The sequence below is a fragment of the Micromonospora sp. HB375 genome, assembly GCF_017872985.1.
GTDB classification, from domain to species: Bacteria; Actinomycetota; Actinomycetes; order Mycobacteriales; family Micromonosporaceae; genus Micromonospora; species Micromonospora chalcea.
In genome coordinates this window covers 108,111-130,548 of record NZ_JAGGJO010000001.1, presented here as the reverse complement: position 1 = coordinate 130,548, position 22,438 = coordinate 108,111, and the positions used below count along the sequence as shown (strand labels likewise).

At 72.1% G+C, this 22,438-nt stretch carries 22 protein-coding genes; 10 read left to right on the top strand and 12 right to left on the bottom strand.

Annotated elements, in window-relative coordinates:
- Positions 1-281 precede the first annotated feature (281 nt).
- The 4 genes from J3R08_RS32575 to J3R08_RS00665 all read left to right on the top strand — a co-directional run bounded on the left by J3R08_RS32575 (position 282) and on the right by J3R08_RS00665 (position 2,536).
- Positions 282-707: a hypothetical protein gene (locus J3R08_RS32575; RefSeq protein ID WP_374102374.1), complete on the top strand. Its 426-nt coding sequence runs from the start codon at positions 282-284 to the stop codon at positions 705-707.
- Positions 704-931: a hypothetical protein gene (locus J3R08_RS00675; RefSeq protein WP_043327471.1), complete on the top strand. Its 228-nt coding sequence runs from the start codon at positions 704-706 to the stop codon at positions 929-931. Before J3R08_RS32575 ends, J3R08_RS00675 begins: the two co-directional genes overlap by 4 nt.
- A 255-nt stretch (positions 932-1,186) precedes the next feature.
- Positions 1,187-1,924 (top strand): class I SAM-dependent methyltransferase, encoded by a 738-nt coding sequence (locus tag J3R08_RS00670; RefSeq protein WP_187692983.1) that lies wholly within the window; start codon positions 1,187-1,189, stop codon positions 1,922-1,924.
- Between the two features lie 93 nt (positions 1,925-2,017).
- Positions 2,018-2,536, top strand: a complete 519-nt coding sequence (locus J3R08_RS00665) for a cupin domain-containing protein (protein WP_043327473.1) — start codon at positions 2,018-2,020, stop codon at positions 2,534-2,536.
- Positions 2,537-2,619: 83 nt separating this feature from the next.
- Here J3R08_RS00665 and J3R08_RS00660 read toward each other — a convergent pair whose 3' ends face one another.
- Together J3R08_RS00660 and J3R08_RS00655 are read right to left on the bottom strand one after the other, a co-directional pair.
- Positions 2,620-4,104, bottom strand: a complete 1,485-nt coding sequence (locus J3R08_RS00660; RefSeq protein ID WP_209959620.1) for an endo-1,4-beta-xylanase — start codon at positions 4,102-4,104, stop codon at positions 2,620-2,622.
- A 278-nt stretch (positions 4,105-4,382) separates the two neighbouring features.
- Positions 4,383-4,811, bottom strand: a complete 429-nt coding sequence (locus J3R08_RS00655; protein ID WP_043327477.1) for a helix-turn-helix domain-containing protein — start codon at positions 4,809-4,811, stop codon at positions 4,383-4,385.
- Positions 4,812-4,926: 115 nt separating this feature from the next.
- On the opposite strand from J3R08_RS00655, the gene J3R08_RS00650 reads away from it, so the two are divergent.
- Positions 4,927-5,841, top strand: coding sequence for an NADP-dependent oxidoreductase (locus J3R08_RS00650; RefSeq protein WP_209959618.1), 915 nt, complete (start codon positions 4,927-4,929; stop codon positions 5,839-5,841).
- On the opposite strand, the gene J3R08_RS00645 is transcribed toward J3R08_RS00650, so the two are convergent.
- Positions 5,842-9,945 carry a WD40 repeat domain-containing protein gene (locus J3R08_RS00645; RefSeq protein WP_209959616.1) on the bottom strand — a complete coding sequence of 1,368 codons (4,104 nt, stop codon included), beginning with the start codon at positions 9,943-9,945 and terminating at the stop codon, positions 5,842-5,844.
- 15 nt (positions 9,946-9,960) lie between these two features.
- On the bottom strand, positions 9,961-10,290 hold the full coding sequence (locus J3R08_RS00640; protein ID WP_013283485.1) for a CU044_2847 family protein: 330 nt from the start codon (positions 10,288-10,290) through the stop codon (positions 9,961-9,963).
- 375 nt (positions 10,291-10,665) lie between these two features.
- On the opposite strand from J3R08_RS00640, the gene J3R08_RS00635 reads away from it, so the two are divergent.
- Both J3R08_RS00635 and J3R08_RS00630 read left to right on the top strand, forming a co-directional pair.
- A complete protein-coding gene (locus J3R08_RS00635; RefSeq protein ID WP_064448372.1) occupies positions 10,666-11,325 on the top strand; it encodes a hypothetical protein in 660 nt (219 codons plus the stop codon).
- A complete protein-coding gene (locus tag J3R08_RS00630) occupies positions 11,322-14,588 on the top strand; it encodes a helicase HerA domain-containing protein (RefSeq protein WP_187692978.1) in 3,267 nt (1,088 codons plus the stop codon). Before J3R08_RS00635 ends, J3R08_RS00630 begins: the two co-directional genes overlap by 4 nt.
- Here the strand turns inward: J3R08_RS00630 and J3R08_RS00625 are convergent.
- From J3R08_RS00625 to J3R08_RS00605, 5 genes are all read right to left on the bottom strand, one after another.
- On the bottom strand, positions 14,581-15,375 hold the full coding sequence (locus J3R08_RS00625) for an ABC transporter permease (RefSeq protein WP_209959615.1): 795 nt from the start codon (positions 15,373-15,375) through the stop codon (positions 14,581-14,583). The genes J3R08_RS00630 and J3R08_RS00625 overlap by 8 nt on opposite strands.
- A complete protein-coding gene (locus J3R08_RS00620) occupies positions 15,372-16,277 on the bottom strand; it encodes an ABC transporter ATP-binding protein (RefSeq protein WP_209959613.1) in 906 nt (301 codons plus the stop codon). Before J3R08_RS00620 ends, J3R08_RS00625 begins: the two co-directional genes overlap by 4 nt.
- Positions 16,274-16,645, bottom strand: coding sequence for a hypothetical protein (locus tag J3R08_RS00615; RefSeq protein ID WP_064448368.1), 372 nt, complete (start codon positions 16,643-16,645; stop codon positions 16,274-16,276). The genes J3R08_RS00620 and J3R08_RS00615 overlap by 4 nt, the downstream gene beginning before the upstream one ends.
- On the bottom strand, positions 16,645-17,247 hold the full coding sequence (locus J3R08_RS00610) for a helix-turn-helix domain-containing protein (protein WP_245254642.1): 603 nt from the start codon (positions 17,245-17,247) through the stop codon (positions 16,645-16,647). The genes J3R08_RS00615 and J3R08_RS00610 overlap by 1 nt, the downstream gene beginning before the upstream one ends.
- A 70-nt stretch (positions 17,248-17,317) precedes the next feature.
- Positions 17,318-17,779 (bottom strand): MarR family winged helix-turn-helix transcriptional regulator, encoded by a 462-nt coding sequence (locus J3R08_RS00605; protein WP_104113499.1) that lies wholly within the window; start codon positions 17,777-17,779, stop codon positions 17,318-17,320.
- 92 nt (positions 17,780-17,871) lie between these two features.
- Here J3R08_RS00605 and J3R08_RS00600 point away from each other — a divergent pair, with 92 nt between their 5' ends.
- Positions 17,872-18,963, top strand: coding sequence for an epoxide hydrolase family protein (locus J3R08_RS00600; RefSeq protein ID WP_280841801.1), 1,092 nt, complete (start codon positions 17,872-17,874; stop codon positions 18,961-18,963).
- A gap of 231 nt (positions 18,964-19,194) precedes the next feature.
- On the opposite strand, the gene J3R08_RS00595 is transcribed toward J3R08_RS00600, so the two are convergent.
- Both J3R08_RS00595 and J3R08_RS00590 read right to left on the bottom strand, forming a co-directional pair.
- A complete protein-coding gene (locus J3R08_RS00595; RefSeq protein WP_064448468.1) occupies positions 19,195-19,659 on the bottom strand; it encodes a DIP1984 family protein in 465 nt (154 codons plus the stop codon).
- Positions 19,660-19,754: 95 nt separating this feature from the next.
- Complete coding sequence (locus tag J3R08_RS00590) at positions 19,755-20,240, bottom strand: carboxymuconolactone decarboxylase family protein (protein WP_043327495.1); 486 nt, start codon at positions 20,238-20,240, stop codon at positions 19,755-19,757.
- Between the two features lie 166 nt (positions 20,241-20,406).
- Here J3R08_RS00590 and J3R08_RS00585 point away from each other — a divergent pair, with 166 nt between their 5' ends.
- Both J3R08_RS00585 and J3R08_RS00580 read left to right on the top strand, forming a co-directional pair.
- Complete coding sequence (locus J3R08_RS00585) at positions 20,407-21,288, top strand: RNA polymerase sigma-70 factor (RefSeq protein WP_064448365.1); 882 nt, start codon at positions 20,407-20,409, stop codon at positions 21,286-21,288.
- Complete coding sequence (locus tag J3R08_RS00580; protein ID WP_231915634.1) at positions 21,285-21,608, top strand: hypothetical protein; 324 nt, start codon at positions 21,285-21,287, stop codon at positions 21,606-21,608. The genes J3R08_RS00585 and J3R08_RS00580 overlap by 4 nt, the downstream gene beginning before the upstream one ends.
- 8 nt (positions 21,609-21,616) lie before the next feature.
- On the opposite strand, the gene J3R08_RS00575 is transcribed toward J3R08_RS00580, so the two are convergent.
- Positions 21,617-22,390 (bottom strand): SAM-dependent methyltransferase, encoded by a 774-nt coding sequence (locus J3R08_RS00575; protein ID WP_064448364.1) that lies wholly within the window; start codon positions 22,388-22,390, stop codon positions 21,617-21,619.
- Positions 22,391-22,438: the final 48 nt, after the last annotated feature.

The window sequence follows — 22,438 nt, the reverse complement described above, 5'->3', positions numbered from 1 at the left end:
GGACCGTCTCCGGCATGGACTTCGACGTCGACAACCCACCGGGCGGGATGTTCGTCTACGGCTCTGAGCCGCCGGTCAGGCTCGCCTTCCCGACCCTGCACGGCAGGACGGGCTCGTGACTATCCGGGGTCGCCTGTGTCCGTTGGTGCGATGGCTGTTCCGGCAACCCGATCCGGCACCACCGTCCGGAACAGGGCAGCGGTACCAGGACGCCGAGCGCGCGGCAGCGCGGCAGCGCCTACTCGACCTGGCAGCGCAGCTGGGGCGACCGGAAGGCAACCGTGAGCCGGCGCAGGACGCGGCAGAGCAGCAATGAGCCGAAGGGCGGCCCGGACGACTCCGAGCAGACGACACGTCTCGTACGAGGACTACCTGGTCGCGACGGCACTCACTCTCGCCCGGAGGCACCGCCCTGTCTGGTGCTGGCGGAAGTGGCGACGGATCTGCCGCTGCGGAGCGGATCTGCCCTGCCGCGCCCGGCACCGAATCCCTATCGATCGTGGCCACTGGCCGGGAGAGGACGCGTCGTGAAGGACGACCTGGAGCAGGCGATCCTGGCTGTGCATGTCCGTGGGTGCGACGGCATGTGCACCGGCTGCCGCGCCTGGTGGTCGCGGCTGTCGCCGTACCCCTGCTGGCAGGTGGAATGGGCGACCAGCCGGCAGGCACGGACGATCACCGCCCGTTTCCTCGAGGGTGTGCGGTGACCACCCACGGCCCGGTCATGCCGGTCTGGAGCTGCGGAGGTTGCGATCTGCCCTGGCCCTGCCCGACACGGAAACGCGAGCTGCGCGCGGAGTATGACCGCGCTCCCGTGTCGCTGGCCCTCTACCTCGGCGCCTACCTGGTCCAAGCCACCGAGGACATGCCGTGGACGCCGGCCGGGGTGTTGCACCGCCGATTTCTCGGCTGGACCAGGCAGGCCGACTAGGTCCGGCCGACGGAGGGTGAGTTCTCGCCCGTGACGGACTTCGAGTTCCCCGTCGGCAACGCGCCCTATGTCGTCACCGCTCAGTATCCCGACGGCACCTGGTCGGGCGGTGCCGGTGTTCCCGGCACTACGACCGCGTACGCGCCGGCCCCTCCGGTGTCGGAGATCGGGACGCCAGAGGGGTCGGCCAGAGCCGGCACTGCCTGTCGATCGACGCCCCCACGCTAACGCTCGTTAGGTCTATGGTCAGCGACCATGATGAATACGAATCGCAATCTGGGGCTGGGGCACGGCAGCGCATTCGGCGAGCGTGGGGTGGCGAAGCGGCTCGGCACATTGGGCCGGCACACATCGCTGACCGGCCGGCGATTACTGGAGATCGGCTGCGGGGACGGCACGTACACGATGCGGCTGGTCGACGCGTTCGCGCAGATCGAGGCCGTCGACATCCAGCAGGATCGGCTGAAACTGTTCCGGGAGCGGCTGGCCGGCGATCCGGCGGCGGCCCGGAAGATCAACGTACGGGAGTTGTCCGCCACCGAGCTGGACTACCCGGACGGCAGCTTCGACCTGGTCACCGCCATCGAGGTGGTGGAGCACATCGACGACCTGGATGCCGCCCTGCGGCAGGTCCACCGCGTGCTCGTGCCCGGCGGCCGGTTCGCGCTGACGACGCCCAACCGGTGGTTCCCGTTCGAGACGCACGGCTTCCTGATCCGGGGCCGGCGGTACCGGCCGGCGCGGGGCCCGTTCCTGCCGTGGATCGTGCCGCTGCACCGTCGGCTCGCCGACGCCCGTTCCTTCACCGCCCGTGGCTTGTCCGCGCAGTTGCGGCGGGCCGGGCTGGAGCCGGTAGCGGTGGACTACATCATGCCGCCGTTCGACAGGTCCCGCTTCGGGCGTCGCATCCGGCCGGTGACCGACGCTATCGAACGCTCGCCGTTGAAGTTCTTCGGCATGGCCCTGGCGGTTGTCGCCCGCCGCCCGGCATGACGGTCCCAGCACGGGAAGCGCCCCAGGTTTAGCAGCTTGCCGGATGGCTATGAGGGGAATCGATCCGCAGACCGACGATCGAGGAGAGAGCCGATGGCCAGCGGTGCGATCCCGTCCGACGATCCGACCCGTACCCTCGTCCACGCCCGGCCCGACGACCCCGGCCTCGCGCACCTCGCCATCGCGGGCGGCACCTACACGATCCTGGTCACCGGTGAGCAGACGGCCGGCCGGTACTGCCTGATCGACATGCGGGTTCCGCCGGGTGGTGGGCCGCCTCCGCACCGGCACGACTTCGAGGAGATGTTCACGGTGCTCGACGGGGCGGTGGAGTTCACGTTCCGGGGCGAGCAGACCGTCGCGCGGGCCGGGGAGACGGTGAACATTCCGGCGAACGCGCCGCATTTCTTCCGCAACTCCTTCGACCAGCCGGCGCGGCTGCTGTGCATGTGCACGCCGGCCGGGCAGGACGAGTATTTCCTGCGCGTCGGCGACCGGGTGGACGGTCCCACTTCGCCGCCGCCGGCTCTGACCGAGGAGGAGCAGGCCGAGCGCCGGAACCGGGCCGCCGCGCTGGCCGCCGACTACCGCACGGAGTTGCTGATCGGCTGACACCGGCAGCACGCGAGCACCACGAAAGCGGCTCACCGCCGTGGCCGAGACCACGACGGTGAGCCGTTTTCCGTACGCGAAGGTCAGCTCGTCGCGACGAGCTGGAACCGCTGGTTGGCCTGGCCGTTGCAGTCGTAGATCTGCACCTGCTGGCCGTTGCCGGTGCCCCAGACGTCGAGGCAGCGGCCGGACTGGACTCCGGTGATGGTGCCGTTGGAGTTGACGTTCCACTGCTGGTTCGTCTGGCCGTTGCAGCTGTAGATCTGGACCGCCGAGCCGTTGCCGGAGCCGGCGGCGTCCAGGCACATCGAGCCGTACACGGTCAGCTGCCGGCTGGAGGTGTAGGTCCACCGCTGGTTGGTCTGGCCGTGGCAGTCGTAGAGCTGCACCCGGGTGCCGTTGCTCTGCGAGGAGTTCGGCACGTCGATGCACCGGCCGGACTGGTTGCCGACGATCCGGCTCGCGCCGGTGGTCGGCGGCGGCGTGGTCGGTCCGCCGGTCGGCCCGGCGGTCGGGGACACGGTCGGCGAGACGGTCGCGGTCGGCGTGGGGTTGGGCGACGCGGAGTTGAGGACGTTGAGGACCGAGTTGTATGCGGCCTTCTTGTTGCCTCCGCCGTCGAACAGCAGCGGGCTCTCGTTGGAACGCCACGAGTCGCTGTCACGCACGCCCCACACGGTGATGCCGATGCAGCGCGGCACGTTGATGCACGCCTGCGTCAGACCGGCGTACTGGCTGGTCGAGGAGTTCGTGACGTCGACCTCGGTCAGCGCCACGTCCACACCCAGCGCGGCGAAGTTCTGCAGCGTGGTCTGGAAGTTGCCGGGCAGCGAGCTGCCGCCGGTGAAGTGGGTCTGCAGACCGACGCAGTCGATCGGCACACCCCGGGACTTGAAGTCCCGGATCATGTTGTAGACGCCCTGCGTCTTGCCGTACGACCAGTTCTCGATGTTGTAGTCGTTGTAGCAGAGCTTGGTCGACGGGTCGGCCGCGCGAGCGGTGCGGAACGCGACCTCGATCCAGTCGTTGCCGGTGCCCTGCAGGTTCGACTGCCGACGGCTGCCGTCCTCGTTGAACGCCTCGTTCACCACGTCCCACGCGGCCAGCTTGCCCTTGTAGTGGGCCATCACGCCGTTGATGTGGTCGATCATCGCCTGACGAAGGTTGCTGCCGTTCAGGCTCTGCATCCAGCCCGGCTGCTGCGCGTGCCACGCGAGGGTGTGGCCGCGGACCTGGAGACCCCGCTGGGTGGCCCAGTTGTAGATCTGGTCGCCGGAGGAGAAGTTGAACTGGCCCCGGTTGGGCTGGAGCGCTTCCGGCTTCATCTCGTTCTCGGCGGTGATCATGTTGAACTCACGCGCCGCGATCGTGCTGTACGTCGAGTCGCCCAGTCGGTTCGCCGCGATGGCGGTGCCGAAGTAGCGGCCCGACTGTGCTGCGGCGGCACCGAGCGTGCTCGCCGCCGCCTGGGCAATGGTGGGCACCACGAGCGCGGCACCGGCGAGAGCCAGCGCGCTGCTGACGGCGGCCAGCACCACGCGGTGGCTGCGCCTCGGTAGATGTTTCATGACACTCCTCTGCATATCGGACGATGATGCGCTGGCGATGCCCGGCTTGACGCGAGTGGAGTAGGCGGTGCGCCCACCCCCCGCGTCACTGCCCTGAAACTTTTCGAAGATGTACCGGTAACTTCCCTGGGAAGATATCCGCGACGGCACGATCGGTCAATGTCGATGTCGACGCGAACATGGACTCAACCGGCTGATCAGCGCGGGAGTCCATGGATGACCGTGCGAGCGAAGGGCGCCGAGAAGCGCGAGCACGACCGAAAGTTTCGGGGATCCGGTCAGTGACCGGCGGCGTCGTACCGCTCGCGGTTGGCGTGCACCTCGTCCATGTGCGCCTCGGCCCACAGCTTCATGCCGTACATCAGCTGGTGCAGCGACTGACCGAGGTCGGTCAGCTCGTAGGTGACAGTCACCGGCACGCTCGGCGTCACGGTGCGGGTGACAAGGCCGTCGCGTTCCAGTGAGCGCAACGTCTGGGTGAGCATCTTCTGGCTGACCCCGGCCAACCGCCGCGACAGCTCGGAGTAGCGCATGACCCGGGGTTCCGCGTTGCGGTCGGGCCCGTCGCGGCCGAGCGCGGCCAGGATCAGCGCCACCCACTTGTCGGAGATCCGGTCCAGGAGTTGCCGGCTCGGGCAGCCGGCGAGGAACGCGTCGTACTCCTCCCGCGCCTGCGCCCGCTTCTCCGCCGCCGTCTGCGTCGGCATCGTCCGCGCCTCCTATCCGGGGGTACCCAACGCACTCCGAAGTGCGTACTTCCCGATGGAAAGTTACCCCTCCATCGTGGAGCAGGGCATCCCTCACGACCAAGGAGACAGAACCATGGGTACGCGTACCTTCCGCACCGCAGTCGTCCGCACCCCGGGCGGACCCGACGCCATCGAGATCATCGACGTCCCGCAGCGCGAGCCGGGACCCGGCGAGGTCCGGGTGGACGTCGCGGCGGCGCCGGTCAACCCGGCCGACCTCGGCGTCGTCAGCGGCTTCTTCCACTCGCTGGGGCTCATCCACCAGCCGCACCACACCGGCCTGGGCTGGGACTTCGCCGGTGTCGTCGCCGCCGCCGGGCCGGGCGTCGACCTCGCCGTCGGCACCCCTGTCGCCGGCCTGGTGGGCGGGTTCGACCGCGACTTCGGCACGTACGCCGAGCAGCTTGTCGTGCCCGCCGCCGACCTGGCCGTCGTACCCGATGATCTGGACCTGGTGGCGGCGGCGACAGTGCCGCTCAACGGCCTGACCGCGGCGCAGATCGTCGACCTGCTCGGCGACCCGCCCGCCGGCGGCCGGCTGCTGGTCACCGGCGCGGCCGGCGCGGTCGGCGGCTACGTCGTGCCGCTCGCCCGGGACCGGGGATGGCGGGTGACCGGCCTGGCGCGGGCCGGGGACGAGAAGTTCGTGCGCGGGCTCGGCGCCGACTTCACCACCGCCGCCGAGCCGGGCTGGGACGCGGTCGCCGACGCCGCGGCGCTCCAGGACCGAGGGCTCGCGCTGGTGGGCGACGGCGGCGTGTTCGTCGGGGTACGGCCGAACGCCCACCCGGCCGCCGAACGCGGTGTCACGGTGCGCGCGGTCGAGGTGCACGCCGACGGGACACGCCTGGCCGACCTGCTCGCCCGCACCGCCGCCGGCGAGCTGCCGGCGCGGGTGCACGCGGTGGTGCCGCTGGACCGGGTGGCGGACGCCCACCGGGCGGCGGCCGAGGGCGGGGTACGCGGACGCTACGTGCTGCGCCCCTGATCAGCAGCGCACCGCCACCCGAGCGACCGCACGGTCCGCGGCCTCGGGTGGCAGGTCGCTCCGGCCGTCGACGTCCAACGCCAGCAGGCCCTGATCCAGACCGACGAGCAACGTTCCGTCGACAGTGCAGCACGTCAGCGCCGGGTGATAGACGGGGATGGTGTGCAGCGCCCGTCCGGTGGACGGGTCCCAGATCCGCACCGTCCGGTCCCGGCTGGTCGAGGCGAGCAGATCCCGCCCGCCGACCCGCACCAGGCTCAGCCCGGTTACGGCAGCCGTGTGGCCGGTGAACACGTCCACGGGCTCACCCCATTCGGCGTCCCACAGACGGATCGTGTGGTCGGCGCTGGCCGACGCCAGCATCCGGCGACCCGCCACGACCAGGCCGCAGAGCGCGGTGACCGCGTCCTGATGTCCCTGCCGGGTCCAGACCGGCGTGTCACCACCGCCCCACAGCATCACCGTGCCGCTCTTGTCGGCCGAGGCGAGCGCCTCCACCTCGGGCCACCGAACCGTCGCGAGGGCCGTCACCCAGGCACGGGTGACGTGCCCGAGCAGGACCGCCCGCACGGTGCCGGTCTGCGGGTGCCAGAGCCGGATGGCCTGGTCGTCGCCGGCCGACGCGACGAGCGTCTCACCGCCGATGACGATCGGGCAGACCGCCGCCACCGGAGCGTGGTGCTCGGTCATCTCCCCCACCAAGGCGCTGTGCCGCACACTCCAGGTTCCGACCGTGTTGTCGTCCTGGGCGGTGACGAGCAGCGGCTCCTCGACGTCGGCGACCGCGCACATCGCGTTTACCGGCCCGCCGGGTGTCGGGATCTCCCGCAGCCGCTCGCCCGTGGCGGCGTCCCAGATCCGCACCCGGCCGTCGGCACCGCCGGAGGCGACCAGGCCCGGTCGCTCGTCAGGGACCGCGCAGAGGCTGTGCACGGGCCCGAGCCGGTCCCGCTCGGCGACGGTGTCGGGTCGGCCGCCGGCCGGGTCCCACAGCCGCACGGTGCCGTCGTCACCCGCCGTCGCCAGCATCCGGTCCTTCGCCGTACGCAGCTCGCAGACCGCACGGATCCAGCTCGCGTGCCCCCGCAGGCTCGGCCGGCTCGCCCACGTCGGCACGTCCCAGACCCGGATGAGCCCGTCCTCACCCGTCGACACCAGCAGACAGCCCTCGTCGACCTCGACCGTGCACAGATCCGTGACCGGTCCACCGGTGGCAAGGACGTGGACGCATTCGCCGCTCTGCGGGTCCCAGAGCCGGACCGTGCCGTCGTAGCCGGCCGAGGCGAGCAACGTGCCACCCGGCGCTCGAACGGCGTAGAGCGTGGTCACCCAGCCGACATGTCCGGTGAGGGTCAGCGTCGGGCGCGTGTCGGCCGTCGGCTCCCAGACCCGGACCACGCCGTCGAAGCCGGTGGAGGCGAGCAGGTGCCGGCCGTCCGACGGGACGTACGTCACGGCCGTCACCCAGCCCGAGTGCCCGGTCAACGCGTAGCGCTGCGTCCCGGTCACCGGATCCCAGATCCGGACCGTCCGGTCGTCGCCGGCCGAGGCGAGCAGGTCGCCGTCCGGCAGTGGAATGACGCAGATGTTGCGGACCCAGTCGTCGTGCCCGCTCAGTTCGTGCCGACGCTGGCCGGTCCGGGGATCCCACAGGCCGACGGTCCCGTCGTGGCTGGCGGTGGCGATCAGCGTCTCGCCGCCGCCGGTACGGACAGCGCACAGCCCGCGGATCGTGTCGTTGTGACACGGGAAGACTCCCACGGCCTGGTTGGTCATCGGGTCCCAGAGCCGGACCGTGCCGTCGTCACCGGCGGAGGCGAGCAACCACCGATCGTCCAGCTCGACGGCCGCCACGTCGTAGACGGCCTGCGAGTGCCCGTCCAGCACGCTGCGCTCCTGCCGGGGCGGGGTGTGCGCCCAGCGCGCGCGGTACGGCGCGCCGTCGGCCTCGATCCCGCTGCCCAGTCCGTCGAGCCGGTCGACGACCGAAAAGAGGGCGGCGCGCTCGGCCGGTGCCGCCGCGACAGCGAGCGGCGTCCGGTGCAGCAGCCGCACCCGTGATCGGGACAGCGGCTCCAGCGGTCTCTCCATGTCGACGACCGAGAGCAACCGCTCCAGGTGCGCGTGCAGGAGGTAGCCCTCGTCGGCGAGGAGCCGCTCCACGAGCCCGGCGCGGGAGGCGTGCTGGGGCAGGGAGCGCCGTAGGTAGTCGGGCACCGAGGCCCATCCCACCTCGGCCGCCAGGTCCGCCCAGGCGGCGACCAGCCGTCGCTGGTCGTCCCGGCGTGACGCGCCGTCCAACAACGCGTCGTTGAGGGCCTGGTGGAACAGGCGGTACGCGGGCCGGCTGCCGCCACCGGTCTCGACCAGGAAGTTCGCCGCCGACGTACGGGCGAACGCGAGGAGTTCGTCCTCGGTGACCGTGCCGCCGAGCGCGGTCACCGCGATCCGCCAGAGCGACAGCGGCAGACCCGGCGTCTCGGCGTACGCCAGGGCGGTGAGGGCGAGCCGGGCGGAGGCCGAGCCGGCAGCCGGCAGCCCGGCCAGATAGGAGTCGAGCGCATGGGCCACTGTCGCGCTGAACGACACCGACGCCGGGTCGACGGGCTCGATGTCGCGCAGCGCGTGTGCCCGTGCGACGAGACCGGCCACCAGGAAGTTTCCCTTCGCCAGCTCGGCGATCCGGCGCGCCAGCGGGATAGCCGCCGCCGAGTCGCTGTACGGGTTGCCCGGCCGTTCCGCGCCGAGCAGTCGCAGGGTCGCCAGGGCGTAGTTCACCAGATCGGCCCCGGCGAAGTATTCCGGTGTGTCCAGATCCACCAGCTCGACCGGATCACCGAAGCAGGCGATCAGGTCACCCCGGTCGTCGCCGCGCCGGGTGCCGACAACCACCCGCACGCCGTACCGGCCGCACTCCCGGGCCAGCGGCAGCAGGACGTCGTCGATGACCTGCCGGGCCTGACCGGGGTCGGCCGTCTCGTCCAGCGCATCGATGACGAGCGCGAAGCGAGCCGGACGCCGCGCCAGCCGGTCCCGCACGGCCGGCATCAGATCGGCCGGCGCACCGGGCAGGTCGACGGCGGCCGCCCGGGCGATCTCGAGCGCCACCTCCAGCGCGGTCTTGCCCTTGGCGTGCACGGCGCAGGACACCGAGCCGACAGTGGCCCGTACGGCGGTGTCGCCGCCCGGCAGGCTGTCCCGGATCTGCTGGTCGGCCGTGGTCACCACGCGGCCCAGGACGGCGGACTTGCCGACGCCTGGCGAACCCGTGACGATCAGCGGCCGGGTGGCGGGCGCCTTCCCGTCGATGAAGTCGACGATCCGCCGGAGCGCGGCCGTACGACCCCGGAACCGCGCGCCGCCCTCGGTGTCCACGGCGACGCCCCGCGCCCGGGGCAGCCAGTGCCGGCCGGCCTCACCGTCGGTGCTCAACGTCCACCCCCAGGCCGATAGCGCGGCGTCGTCGGCGTCCTCGACCCGCCAGGCCGACAACGCGCCCAACGTCATCGCCGGCACCTGCTCGTCGACGTGGTGCAGCGTCACCGCCTGCCCCTTGCCCTTGCCGTCGGCCGTGACGACGACGCCGACCACCGCCTGGTACTCCGGGGACCACAACGCGCCCCCGCTGAACCCCTTGCTGAGCGGCCCGGCAGCGCCGCTGTCGATGGTGACGCGGCCGTACCCGCCGTCTTCGACGACGGAACCGGTCGCCTGCAGGCCGCCGACCACCCCGGCCGGGAAGCCGTACGCCCAGAAGGGGCGGTCGAGCAGCGGCTTGGGGGCGAGGCAGCGCAGCCGCGCCGGGGTGACGGTCGCCGGCACCGGCTCGACGAGTTCGAGCACCACCACGTCGACGTGCGCCGCCGGCATGCCGTCGTGCCGGCACCGCCGGACCTTGCGCCGGTCGAAGTAGGCGACCTTGGGCGCGCGCGGAAAGGCGACAGTGAGATCGGGGCGGAGGGTGCCGTCGGCGGCGAACGCCACGTGGTGGCAGGTGAGCACCAGGTTGGCGGCGATGACGATGCCGGTGCCGAGTGCCGTGTGCGGGTCCGCCTCACGGTGCAGGGCAACCGCCCACGAGCTCTCGTCCGGGGCCGTTGTCACGGGCCGAGCCGTCCGTCAGCGCCGTGGACCGGCACCGCGATCGGTGGGGCCGTCCGGCTGCCAGGCGAGGGTGACCTCGAAGTTCGCCTCTCCGGTCGCCTTCGCCACCACCCAGCTCGCCGTGCCGGTGGCCTTGATCCCGAAGCGCACCTCCACCGCGTCGGGAGAGACGGTCTTGACCTGTTCCAGCAATTCCCGGGCGGCGGCGACCGCCGGTGCCGCGGATTCGCGTACCCAGCCGGCGACGTCGCCGAAGCCTGCGGGCTGGAAACCGGGTGTCGGCTCGACTTCGATCAAGGCAACCGTTTCGTCGTCGACCTGGTAGCGGACCACCTCAGACTGCACGGTCACCTCCGTGACGTATTTCTGGAGAACAGGCAGGAGGGTTCGCGGCGGAGCAGAACTCCGGCCCTCTCGCCGGTCTGCCATGCTGCCCGCTGTCCTTGTCATTTCGCAATGGTCGGGTCGACCGACCGCGCCGAAGCCGCCGAACAGGCGTTTCAATCGAGGCGTCCACGCAGGACCGTTGGAGATCCACTACGCGGTCCTGTCGGCTTTCGTCAGCGAGATCGGTGACCTTGCGCGAGTCCGGCGCCGTCGGCAGAATCGGCCCGTGCGCCGGGGCCGTCCCCGTTGCCCACCTCGATCATGGCCACCCCTTCCGAGCCTTCGATCACACCGTCGACGCGGTGGGAGCTCGTGCCGCAGAGGAGCATCCGCATGCCGGAAAAGGAACTGACCCTCGTCGACCGGTGCATTCTTGTCACGCTGATGGTGAAGGCGGCGCCTTTGCCGCAGACCTACTTCACCAATGTCGCCGGTATCGGCCTGAAAGCCGATCACCGCCGCCGACTTGAATCACTCGGCCTGATCGAGGTCACGGAGAAGCCGATCACGCTGGCGCTCACCGACAAGGGATGGGACCGCGCCACCGAGGAGTTGGGCGCGGAACCGCCGAAGGGCGCCGGTACCGCGGGCGGAACGCTCTACGTCGCGCTCGACTTCCTGCGCCGGCTGATCGACCATTCCGGAACCCGCGCCGACGACCTGTTCCGGATGCAGATCAACCGGGACGAGGTCGTCGCGCCGCCGCCGGTGGCGTCGTCGGCGTCCCCGGCCGCGGACGCGGTCGCGCTGATCCGGCAGGCGTACCACGAGCTGGCCGCCAAGCCCGGTGACTACGTCATGCTGGCCGATCTTCGCGACGCCCTCTCCGACCTGCCCCGCCCCGAGTTCGACGCCGCGCTCGTGACGCTCAACCGGGAGCGCGGCGTGCACCTGGTGCCCGAGTCCAACCAGAAGGTGCTGAAGCCGCAGGAGCGGGCGGCGGCGGTGACCATCGGCAACCAGGACAAGCATCTGGTCGCCATCTCGTCATGATCGGTGACGAGCAACGCCGTGCCCTGGCGGCGCTGAGGTTCAACTGGGCTCCGACCCCGGACGACGTCTGGAAACCCACACCGTTCCACGTGGAGGGTCTGCACCACGACGTCGTCACGACGGTGCTGGACAGCTTCGCGGAGGCTCAGGCCAGCACCGACTCCAGTCCGGTGGGCGTGGCCATCCTCGGCCAGCGCGGCACCGGCAAGACCCACCTCATCGGCACGGTCCGCCAGCAGGTGCAGGGACGCGGCGGCTTCTTCTTCCTGGTCGAACTGCTCGAAGCCCGGACGTTCTGGCAACGCACCGCGATCTCGATGCTGGAGGGCCTGGTCCGTCCGATGCCGGACGAGACGACCCAGCTACGGGCGTTCCTGCGCCGGCTGGCCGACGCGGTGGGTGCGCCCCGGACGGTACGGCGCGCGGTCGCCGGTGAGACCGAACTCAGCCGTCCGACGCTCGACGCCTTCGTCGACCTGATCCGCAAGAAGGACCGGCAGATCGGCACGGAGTGCCAGGACACCGCGCGCGCCCTGGTGCTCTACGCGGCCGAGCAGTCAGCCGTGCAGGACATCGGCTACGACTTCCTCTCCTCGATGGACGAGGAGGAGCCCGGCCAACGGGCCGGGTGGGGGCTGCGGCGCAATCGTCGTGCGCCCCAGGAGGTGGTCCGGGACATCTCCCGGCTGCTCGCCGTCGTCGGTCCGACCGTGATCGCGGTGGACCAGATCGACCTGATGATCGCCCAGTCCGTGAAGGCCACGAACCAGGACGCCCGGGGCGAGGCGGACTGGCAGACCTCGCTCCTGCTCGAACAGGTCGCCAGCGGACTGATGGCGCTACGCGAGACCACTCGCCGGACGCTGTCCGTCGTCTCGTGCCTGCCGCAGACGTGGCGCAGCATCCAGCAGCAGGCGACGGACACCGTCCAGGACCGGTTCCGGGAGGCCGCCCCGCTCAAGGAGATCCCCTCCGTCGAGGTGGGCCGCGAGCTGGTCGAGAAGCGGTTCGCGGTGCTTTTCGAGGGCCTCGGGTTCACCCCGCCGCACCCCACCTGGCCGGTCCACCCGGACGCGTTCCAGGAGGTTGTCGGCTTCACCCCTCGTGAGCTGCTACGGCGGATCGACACGCACGTCCGGGCCTGCCTGGCCGACGGCGAGGCGCGGGAACTGCGGCACCTGCTGCACACGAGCGGCGAGCGCGTCGCCGGGGATATCGCGCCCGCCACGGTCACCGGGCCGCCACCGGAGAGCCGGACGAACGGATTCGGCAAGCTCGACGCCCGGTACGCGGAGCTGGTCGCCGCCGCCGACACCGCCCTGTCCCCGCAGACGGAGGACGCCCGCGTCCCGCGCCTGCTCGAAGCCGGCCTGACCGCGTGGATCGCCGCGCAGGGCGCGGCAGTCGACGCGTTCAGCCTCGACCCGATCCCCGCCGGAACCAAGCCGGCGCTGCACGCCCGGCTACGGCACAGCCTGAGCGAGGACAGCGAGGACGAGGAGCACTGGTCGTTCCGGGCGATCTCCGCGCCGCACCACATCGCCGTGCTCAACCGGATCCGCAACGCGATCACGACCGCCGGACTCACCGAGGGGGTCGCCAAACGACGGCTCTTCCTGCTGCGCAGCGCGGAGTGGTCGGCCGGTGCCCGTACCCGCGAGGTGCTTGACGCGTTCGAGCGGGCCGGCGGTCGGCGGCTTCCCCTGGACGCGCCGGACGTCGCCCGGCTGGCCGCGCTCGAACAACTCATCCAGGACTACGGGCGGGAGACGCTGCGGCCCTGGTTCGCCGATCGCCGGCCGGCGTCCCACATCACCTGCCTGCGGGAGGCGCTGGGCGACTGGCCGGGTGCGCCGGAAGCCGTCCGGACCGAGGAGCGGCCAGAGGAGGCGCCGGACCGACCCCCGGTCGGGACGCCACCGCCGGTCACCGCTGCACCGCGCTCCGCCGGTCCCGTCCCGACGCCGCGCTCCGCCGGGCTCGACCCGGCGCCGCCGGTGGTCGCTCCCCTGCCACCGGTGGCGGGCATCGACCCGGAGCGGATGGAGATCGGCACTGTCACCGGGCGGCCCGAACCGGTCGGCCTCGACCTGGAAGCGCTGCGCCGGCACACAGTCATCTTCGCCGGCTCCGGTTCCGGCAAGACCGTACTGATCCGCCGCCTGGTCGAGGAGTGCGCCCTGCGCGGCGTGTCGGCCATCGTGCTCGACCCCAACAACGACCTGGCCCGGCTCGGCGAGACCTGGCCCGCCGCACCGCCGGGCTGGGGCGCGGACGACGCCCGCCGCGCGGCGGAATATCTGGCCGGCACCGACGTGGTCGTCTGGACGCCGGGACGGCAGGCCGGTCGGCCGTTGAGCTTCCAGCCGTTGCCGGCCTTCGCCGACGTGCTCGACGACCCGGACGGGTTCACCTCGGCCGTCAACGCCGCCGTCGCCACGCTCGCCCCGCACGCCCGGGTGGACGGCGGCACCGACAAGGCCCGGCTCGGCCGGGCCGTGCTGCGCGAGGCGCTGATCGGCTACGCCCGCAGCGGCGCGAGTGACCTACGTGAGTTCACCGACGTCCTCAACGATTTACCGGACGGGGTGAGTCAGCTCGACAGCGCGCCCAAGCTGGCCGCCGGCATGGCCCAGCTACTCAAGGCCGCCCTGATCAACGATCCGCTCCTGGGCGGCGTCGGAACGCCTGTCGACCCGGGCGAGCTGCTCACCCCGCCCCCCGGTCGCCGCGCCCGGGTCTCGGTGATCAACCTCGCCGGGTTGCCCGAGGACAATCAGCGGCAGAGCTTCGTCAACCAGTTGCAGCTCGCCCTGTTCACCTGGATCAAGCGTCATCCGGCCGGGGACCGGCCACTCGGTGGACTCTTCGTCATGGACGAGGCGCAGACGCTGGCCCCGTCCGGCGCCGTGACCGCCTGCACCCAGAGCACGCTCGCGCTGACCTCGCAGGCCCGCAAGTACGGGCTGGGGCTGGTCTTCGCCACCCAGGCACCGAAGGCGTTGCACAACCAGATCCCCGGCAACGCCGCCACGCAGTTCTTCGGCCTGCTCACCGTGCCGGTGCAGATCGAGGCGGCCCGGGATGTGGCCAGGGCGAAGGGCACCGACGTCCCGGACATCGGCAAGCTGCGTACCGGCCAGTTCTACGCCGCGGTCGAGGGGGCCCGGTTCGTCAAGATGCAAGCTCCCATGTGCCTGACCCACCATCCCCGCAGCCCGCTGACCGCTGAGGAGATCGTCCGGCTCGCGACGCTCAGGTGATGTCGCGGCGCATCGGGACGACCACGGCGATCGCGGCTGCGGCGAGCGCGTACCCGGTCAGCAGCAGTGCGCCGGCCGCCGGCGGCAGGAGCGCGACGGCGTCGCTGCCGAGCTGCGCGGACATCGCGTCGGCGACGTACGTGAAGTCGGTGAGCGCGGCGGTGGCGCCGCCGGGCAGGAGCGGGTAGAGCGCGTTGACGCCGGGGATCATCATCAGTACGGGCTCGGCCAGGTACAGGTAGCCGACCACGACGCACACGGCCGCTACCTGGTTGCGGAGCAGCGCGCCCACGCCGGTGCCGACGAGCAGGTACACCGCCATCGCGACGCCGATGCGGGCGAGCAGCGCCAGCACCGTGGGAGCGGGCAGGCCCAGCGACACGCCACGCGCGGCGGCGACTGTGAACAGGGCCGCCGCGGCGGCGACGGCGAGCACGAGGCCGTAGGCGAGGCCGACGATCGCGTGGGTGGCGAGTTTGGCGGCCAGCACCCGCCCTCGGCGCGGCGCGAACATGAACGTGACGGCGGCGGTGCCGTGCCGATGCTCGGAGGTGGCCGCGAGGGCGCCGGCGGCGGCGGGCACGAAGGCGGTGAAGCCGAGGATGCCGAGGATGGACCGCAGGCCCTCCTCGGTGTGCAGGCCGGGCATCGGCGGGTCGAAGTTCTCCGGCCCGACGAGCGCCATGAGCCCGACCAGGCCGCCGCCGAGCGCGACGGCCGCGAGCAGCAGCGCACCCCACATCCGGGTGGCCAGGACCCGGCGTAGTTCCGCTCTGATCAGGTTCATCGGGCCTCCGCCTTTTCGGTGGTCAGGTCGAGGAAGAGCTGTTCGAGGCTTGTGGTCTCGGTGACCAGCTCGTGGACCCGCACGCGATGGGCCGCGGCCAGGTCGGCGACGCGCGGCGCGTCCAGTCCGCGTACCCGCAGGCGGCCGGGCCCGGCGGCCTCGACGGACCCGGCGGCGGCCGCCAGCGCGGCGGCCAGGGCTGTCGCGTCCGGCGAGGTGACGAGCACCGTCGGCGGGCCGGTGAGCCGCGACCACGGCCCGGCGGCGACGAGTTCGCCGCGCCGGATCACCACCACGTCGTCGACCACCTGCTGGACCTCGTGCAGGACGTGGCTGGAGACCAGTACGGTGCGGCCCTCGTCGGCGAGGCGGCGCAGCAGCCCGCGCAGCCACGACATGCCTTCCGGGTCCAGGCCGTTCGACGGTTCGTCGAGCAGCAGGACACGCGGGTCGCCGAGCAGCGCCGTGGCGAGGCTGAGCCGTTGCCGCATGCCGGTGGAGAACCCCCGGGTACGACGGTCGGCGGCCTGCGCGAGGCCGAGCAGATCCAGCAGTTCCGCGACCCGGCTGTCCGGGCAGCCGGCCATCGCGGCGTAGACGCCCAGGTGGTCACGGGCGGTGTGGCCGGGGTGGAACGCGTTGCCGTCGAACACCGCGCCGACGGTCCGTGCCGGCTGGGCCAGTCGGCCGTACGGCTGCCCGCCGATCGTGGCGGTGCCGCTGGTCGGCGTCACCAGCCCGGTCAGCATGCGCATCGTGGTGGTCTTGCCGGCGCCGTTCGGGCCGAGGAAGCCGGTGACCGCGCCGGGTCGTACGGTGAAGGTCAGGTCGCGTACGGCGGTGACGTCGCCGTAGCGTTTGGTCAGGCCCGACGCCTCGATCGCCAGGTGGTCGCCGGTCATGGCCGGCCCCGCGTCGCGCGCCCGATCGTCTCGGCGAGGCCCGGCGCGGCCGGGTCGGAGACCACCACCTCGTCGAACTCGCCGCCGGCCGCCGCGCGGTCCAGCACCAGGTGCAGGCCGGGCTGACCGCGCCGGGCCGCCACGAGCTGCCGGGGACCGCCGAACAGACCCCAGACGCCGATCTTGGCGAAGCCGGACACGGCGTACCCGCGCCGGGCGCCCCGGGCCAGCCGGATCGGCTCGTCCACCGGGGCGGCGTGCCGCACGGCGGCCAGGCGCAGCGCGAACCGCTCCCGCCCGACCCACATCCGTTCCCATCCGGTGAACCGGATGTCGATCACATCGCCGTTGAGCATTACGGAGGCCATCAGTCGTCGCCCTTCGTCGTGTCGGAGTCGTGCGCTGACGTGTGCGTGTCGCCGGGGGTCGCCGGGCGATCGGCGGGCATCAGGACGGTCGCCAGCAGCCGGGGGATCCGGCCGTCGCCGGGCCCTCTGGCGAGCAACGGGCCGACCAGCGCGTTGAGCCCGGCCGCGAACTCGTGCAGCTCGGCGTCGGTCAGGTGCAGTACGAGCTGCTGGTATCCGACCCCGTCGGCGACGAAGTCGACGCGGTCGCGGGCGAGGTAGCGGGAGAACTCGGAGAGCAGGCTCGACACGAACGCGGTGAAGTAGCGCGCGTGCTCCTCCGGCGTGGCCGTGGCCAGGGCCGCCGGGTCCAGCGCCGCGCCGTGCGCGGGCAGCGCGTACACCCGCTCGACGGCGCCGCGCACCTTGCGCTCCTGCACCACGTTGAGCATCCCGGCCTTCACGAGCGTCGCCAGGTGCCGGTAGAGCGTGGCGTGCGGGACGTCGGGCAGCAGCTCGGCCAGGTCGTGAGTGGTCACCCGGGTGCCCGCCACAGCACGCAGGACGCGGAGCCGCACCGGGTGCAGCGCCACCTCCGCCCACCGCTCCATCGACATCGCCATGACTGAACCGTATCACTATCGATAGTGATATAGGTAGGGAGTGGGGCGACCGGGCGCGAAAGCCGGACGATCAGACGGACGGACGGGTGTGGTGGGCCAGCACCCGAGCAAGGAGCCGGGTCAGGTCCGCCCGCTCGTCCGGCGTCAGCGGCGCGAGCAGGTCGTCCTGCACCTCGGCGAGTCGCTTCTCCAGCCGCCGCAACTGCCGCCGCCCCGCCGCGGTGATGGTGACGACGTTGCGCCGCCGGTCGGACGGGTCCGGGGCGCGGACCACGAACTCCCGCTCGGCGAGCTCGTTGAGGGCCGCCACCACGTCGCTGACGTGGATGCCGCTGCGCCGGCCGAGCGCCGCCTGACTGGCCGGGCCGAACTCGTCGAGCGTGGCGAGCAGCCGGAAGTGGTAGCCACGCGCGTCGACCGCCGCCAGCCCGTCGCTCACCAGCCGGCCGGCGCGTACGGCGGTCTGGGTGATCAGCCAGCTCGGCAGGCCGGCCAGGCGGGTGGGTACGACGTCCGGCTCCGGGTTCTCCACATGCCCAGCCTATCCAAAAACGTTGGCGTCCCCAACGATCTGCGCTATCGTTCGTCGCACAAACGTTAGTGACACCAATGATCGGAGCTACCGTGATCGAGCCGTTCCGTATCCACGTCCCCCAGGCCGACCTCGACGACCTGGCCGACCGCCTGGCCCGCACCCGCTGGCCCGACGAGCTACCAGGCGCCGGGTGGGACTACGGCATCCCGCTGGCCCGCGTACGCGAGCTGGCCGAGCGCTGGCGCACCGCGTACGACTGGCGGCGGGCCGAGGCCGAACTGAACCGGTATCCGCAGTTCACCACCACCATCGACGGGCAGAACATCCATTTCCTGCACGTACGGGCCGCCGACCCGGACGCGCTGCCGCTGATCCTCACGCACGGCTGGCCCGGCTCGGTCGTGGAGTTCCTCGACGTGATCGGCCCGCTGTCCGAACAGTTCCACCTGGTCGTACCGTCGATCCCCGGTTTCGGCTTCTCCGGCCCGACCCGGGAACGCGGCTGGGACGTCGACCGCGTCGCCCGCGCCTGGGCCGAGCTGATGCGCCGGCTCGGCTACCGGCGGTACGGCGCCCAGGGCGGCGACTGGGGCTCGGTGATCTCCACCCGGCTCGGCGGCATCGACCCGGAACACGTCGTCGGCGTGCACCTCAACTACCTGCCCACGCCCCCGCCACCCGGCTGGACCGGCGAGGCCGGACTGTCCGGCGAGGACCGGGACCGGCTCGCCCGGATCATGCGACTCAAGACGCAGCGGCACCCGCACCAGGTGCTCTACGCCAGCCGCCCGCAGACCGTGTCGTACGCGCTCAACGACTCACCCGTCGGGCAGCTCGCGTGGATCGCGGAGAAGTTCACCGAGTGGACCGACCCGGGATCGGCCGTCAGCGTGGACCGCATCCTCACCGACGTCTCGGTCTACTGGTTCACCGGCACCGCCGCCTCGTCCGCGCGGCTGGTGCGGGAGAGCGCGTTCGGTGGCCCGCCCGCGCCCTGCCCGCCCCCGCTCGGAGTCGCCGTGTTCGCGCACGACATCACCCGGTCCGTACGCCCGATCGCCGAGCTGACGTACACGATCCGGCACTGGAGCGAATTCGACCGGGGCGGTCACTTCGCCGCGCTCGAGGTGCCGGACCTGTTCGTCGACGACGTCCGGTCGTTCTTCTGGAACCTGCGATGACGCCTGGGACGAGTCGCGGAAGTCCCCTGTCCCACCCTCACCGTCGTGGATCTGCACCTGGTGGTGTGCCGTGCCCTGTGCGCCGTCACCTGTGTCCTGTGCTGGGCATGCGTTGTGTGCCGGGGAGTCGAACCCCTGCGCCTGCCCTCGGCGCGCCAGGAGTGAGCCGGATTGCCCGCCGGCTCTCGGGGGCGTGCACGCCTCCACGTCGGCTACCTGCTCCGCGACTCGTCAGTCCAGCAGGTCGACCTCCCAGTTCGTCCGCTGGATCGTGGTGTCCACCTCGCGGATCTGCCGGGCCAGCTCGTCGGCCTGCCGGCGCAGCTCCGCCACCGGCAACGCCGGAACCATCTTCAGCTCCGACCGGAGCTGACGGTAGCCGCGCTGGCCCTCGCCCGCGGCGGCGTCCGCTGCCGCTGTGACCACGCCGTGCCGCAGGCGCAGCACGTCGCGACGCGCGAGCGCGTCGGTCAGGGTGCCACCGTCCACGACAGTCGCGGCGTTCGTCCGGTTGATCCGCCGGATCAGCGTCTCCAGCTCACCGAGCACCCCGGCCGCCTCGACGAGCAGCGCCGAGGCGTCCTCGGCGGGCGTCTCGCCCTCCTGGTAGCGGGCGCTCGCGGTGATGCGGGCACGGAGCTGTTCGGCGCGTCGCGCCGCATCCGCCCGCAGCGCAAGGGCCTCCGCAATCTTCATGGCGAGCAGTATGGCCACAGGGGATCACGGGTGTCGCCGCGTTTTCCGGGGGCGGTCCGGCCCGGGACGACCGGGCCCGACCGCCGCCGCGGCGTTCAGCTCATCGCCGCCGCGAACATCCCCGGCTCGTACGAGCCGCCGCGCTGGTGCACGAGCACCGCGAACCGGTTCGCCGCGTTGATCAGCCCGAGCAGGCACACCAGCGCGGCGATCTGGTCGTCGTCGTAGTGCTCGCGTACCCGCGCCCACGTCTCGTCGGACACGCCCTGATGCGCGTCGGCCAACCGGGTGCCCTCCTCGGCGAACGCCAGCGCCGCGCGCTCGGCCTCGGTGAAGACTGTCGACTCGCGCCAGGCGGCGACCAGGTTCAGCCGCACCGCGCTCTCACCCCCGGCCACCGCCTCCTTGGTGTGCATGTCGATGCACCAGCCGCAGCCGTTGATCTGGCTGGCCCGCAGCGACACCAGCTCCTGGACGGTGCGCGGCAACGTCGACTGGTGGATCGCCAGGCCCGCGCCGGCGAAACGCTTCATGAACGCCGCCGAGACCGGGTTCTCGAACAGGTTGAATCGGGTCTGCATGGGTTGGCCCTCTCTGCTTCGGTGGTGTCGGACGAACACGAGATGCCGGAGACCGCTCCGGCGTGACGGCGCCGGCGGGTGAGGACCACCACAGCGACCCGATGTCACACGGCGGCGGCGGGCGGCGTCTGGTGAGGAGCGCAGCCGGACAGCGGAGGAGCCAGTCATGGCGGACCAGGCCACCGAGGACTTCCTCGCACACCGGAACCTGCTCTTCACCGTCGCGTACGAGATGCTCGGCTCGGCCGCCGACGCGGAGGACGTGGTGCAGGAGACCTGGCTGCGCTGGGCCGGCGTCGACCTCGGCGAGGTGCGGGACCGGCGCGCCTACCTGGTGCGCATCACCACCCGCCAGGCGCTGACCCGGCTGCGCACGCTCGGGCGGCGCAAGGAGTCGTACGTCGGGTCGTGGCTGCCCGAGCCGCTGCTCACCGCGCCCGACGTGGCGGACGACGTGGCGTTGGCCGAGAGCGTGTCGATGGCGATGCTGCTGGTGCTGGAGACGCTGACGCCGACCGAGCGGGCCGTGTTCGTGCTGCGTGAGGTGTTCGACGTCGGCTACGACGAGATCGCCGAGACGGTCGAGCGGACGCCCGTCGCCGTGCGGCAGATCGCGCACCGGGCGCGCGCCCACGTCGCGGCGCGCCGCCCCCGGCGTACCGTCCCGGCTGCCGAGGCCCGCGACGCCCTCGACGCGTTCCGGCGGGCGGTCGAGACCGGCGACCTGGACGGGCTGCTCCGCGTCCTGGCCCCGGACGCGGTCCTGGTCGGCGACGGCGGCGGGATCAAGCAGGCGCTTGCCCGCCCGGTCACCGGCGGCGACAAGGTGGCCCGGCTGCTGGCCGGCGGCTGGTCCCGGATCGCCGCCGTGGCGTCGATGGAACCGGCGCAGGTGAACGGCTACCCGGCACTGTTGGTACGCCTCGACGGCGAGCTGGACACCGTCGTCGCGGTACGCCTCGACGACGGCCGGATCAGCGGCCTCTACGCGGTGCGCAACCCGGAGAAGCTGTCCCGCATGACCCGGGAAACCACACTGCGCCGGTGAGCGCGTGGTCGTGGGACGATCGCCGGATGAGCAGCGCCGCCTCACCCGACGTCAGCGCCCTCGCCATCAACGTGACGGTGCCGGAGGAGCTGCGCTGGACCGACACCCGGCGCGGCGAGGAGTTCACCCTGACCACGCTCAACGTGCGGCTGCTGCCGGACGGGCGGCTCGCCGCGAAGGCGTACGGCCGGCCCACCGCCGGCGGCCGCGGCGCGTACGTGTCGTTCCGGGTGCCCGACCGGCCCGAACTGGCCGCGCTCGTGGCGGCGGCGGCCGACCGCGCCGCCGCGCTCTGGGCCGCGCACGGCGGCCTGGACTGACTCCCGCCTCAGCGGCGCACGCCCACCCCGCCGTAGCCGTGCGACACCGCGGCCTGCGGCTCGCCGTCGGGCCGCCAGTCCGCCACCTTGACCAGGCCCGGATCGACGAGCTCGTACCCGTCGAGGAAGCGGGCCACCTCGTCGCGGGTGCGGGGCACCAGCGGGGAGCTGCTGCGGCGGTAGATCGCGGTGCCCTGCTCGGTGGGCAGCGTCGGCAGGCCGTCCAGCGTGAGGTGGGACAGCGCGAGCACGCTGCCCGGCACTGTGGCGTCGCGCAGCGTCGCCACCGCCGCGTACGGGTCGTCGGCGTCCGGCACGAAGTGCAGCACCGCCAACAGCAGCACCGCCACCGGCTCGCTCAGGTCGATGGTGGCCCGCAGCGTCGGGTCGGCCAGCAACTCGCCGGGCCGCCGCAGGTCACCCCGGAGCACCACGGTGCGGCCGTCGGTGGGCAGCAACCGCCGGGCGTACGCGACCGCCACCTCGTCGTGGTCGACGTAGACCACCCGGGCGTCGGGGCGGATCGCGCGCACCACCTCGTGCACGTTGCCCTGCGTGGGCAGGCCGGCGCCGATGTCGAGGAACTGGCGAATGCCCTGCTCGGCGGCCCAGCGCACGACCCGGCGCAGGAACGCGCGGTTGCTCTGCGCGGCGACGCCGGTGTCCGGGAAGATCCTCAGGACCTCCTCGGCGGCGGCCCGGTCGGCGGCGAAGTTGTGGCAGCCGCCCAGGTAGTAGTCGTACATCCGGGCGACATTGGGTCGGTTCTCAGCCTCCGTCACGCCTCGATGTCTAGCACTCTGCGCGACACACCGCTGACCCGTCGTGTC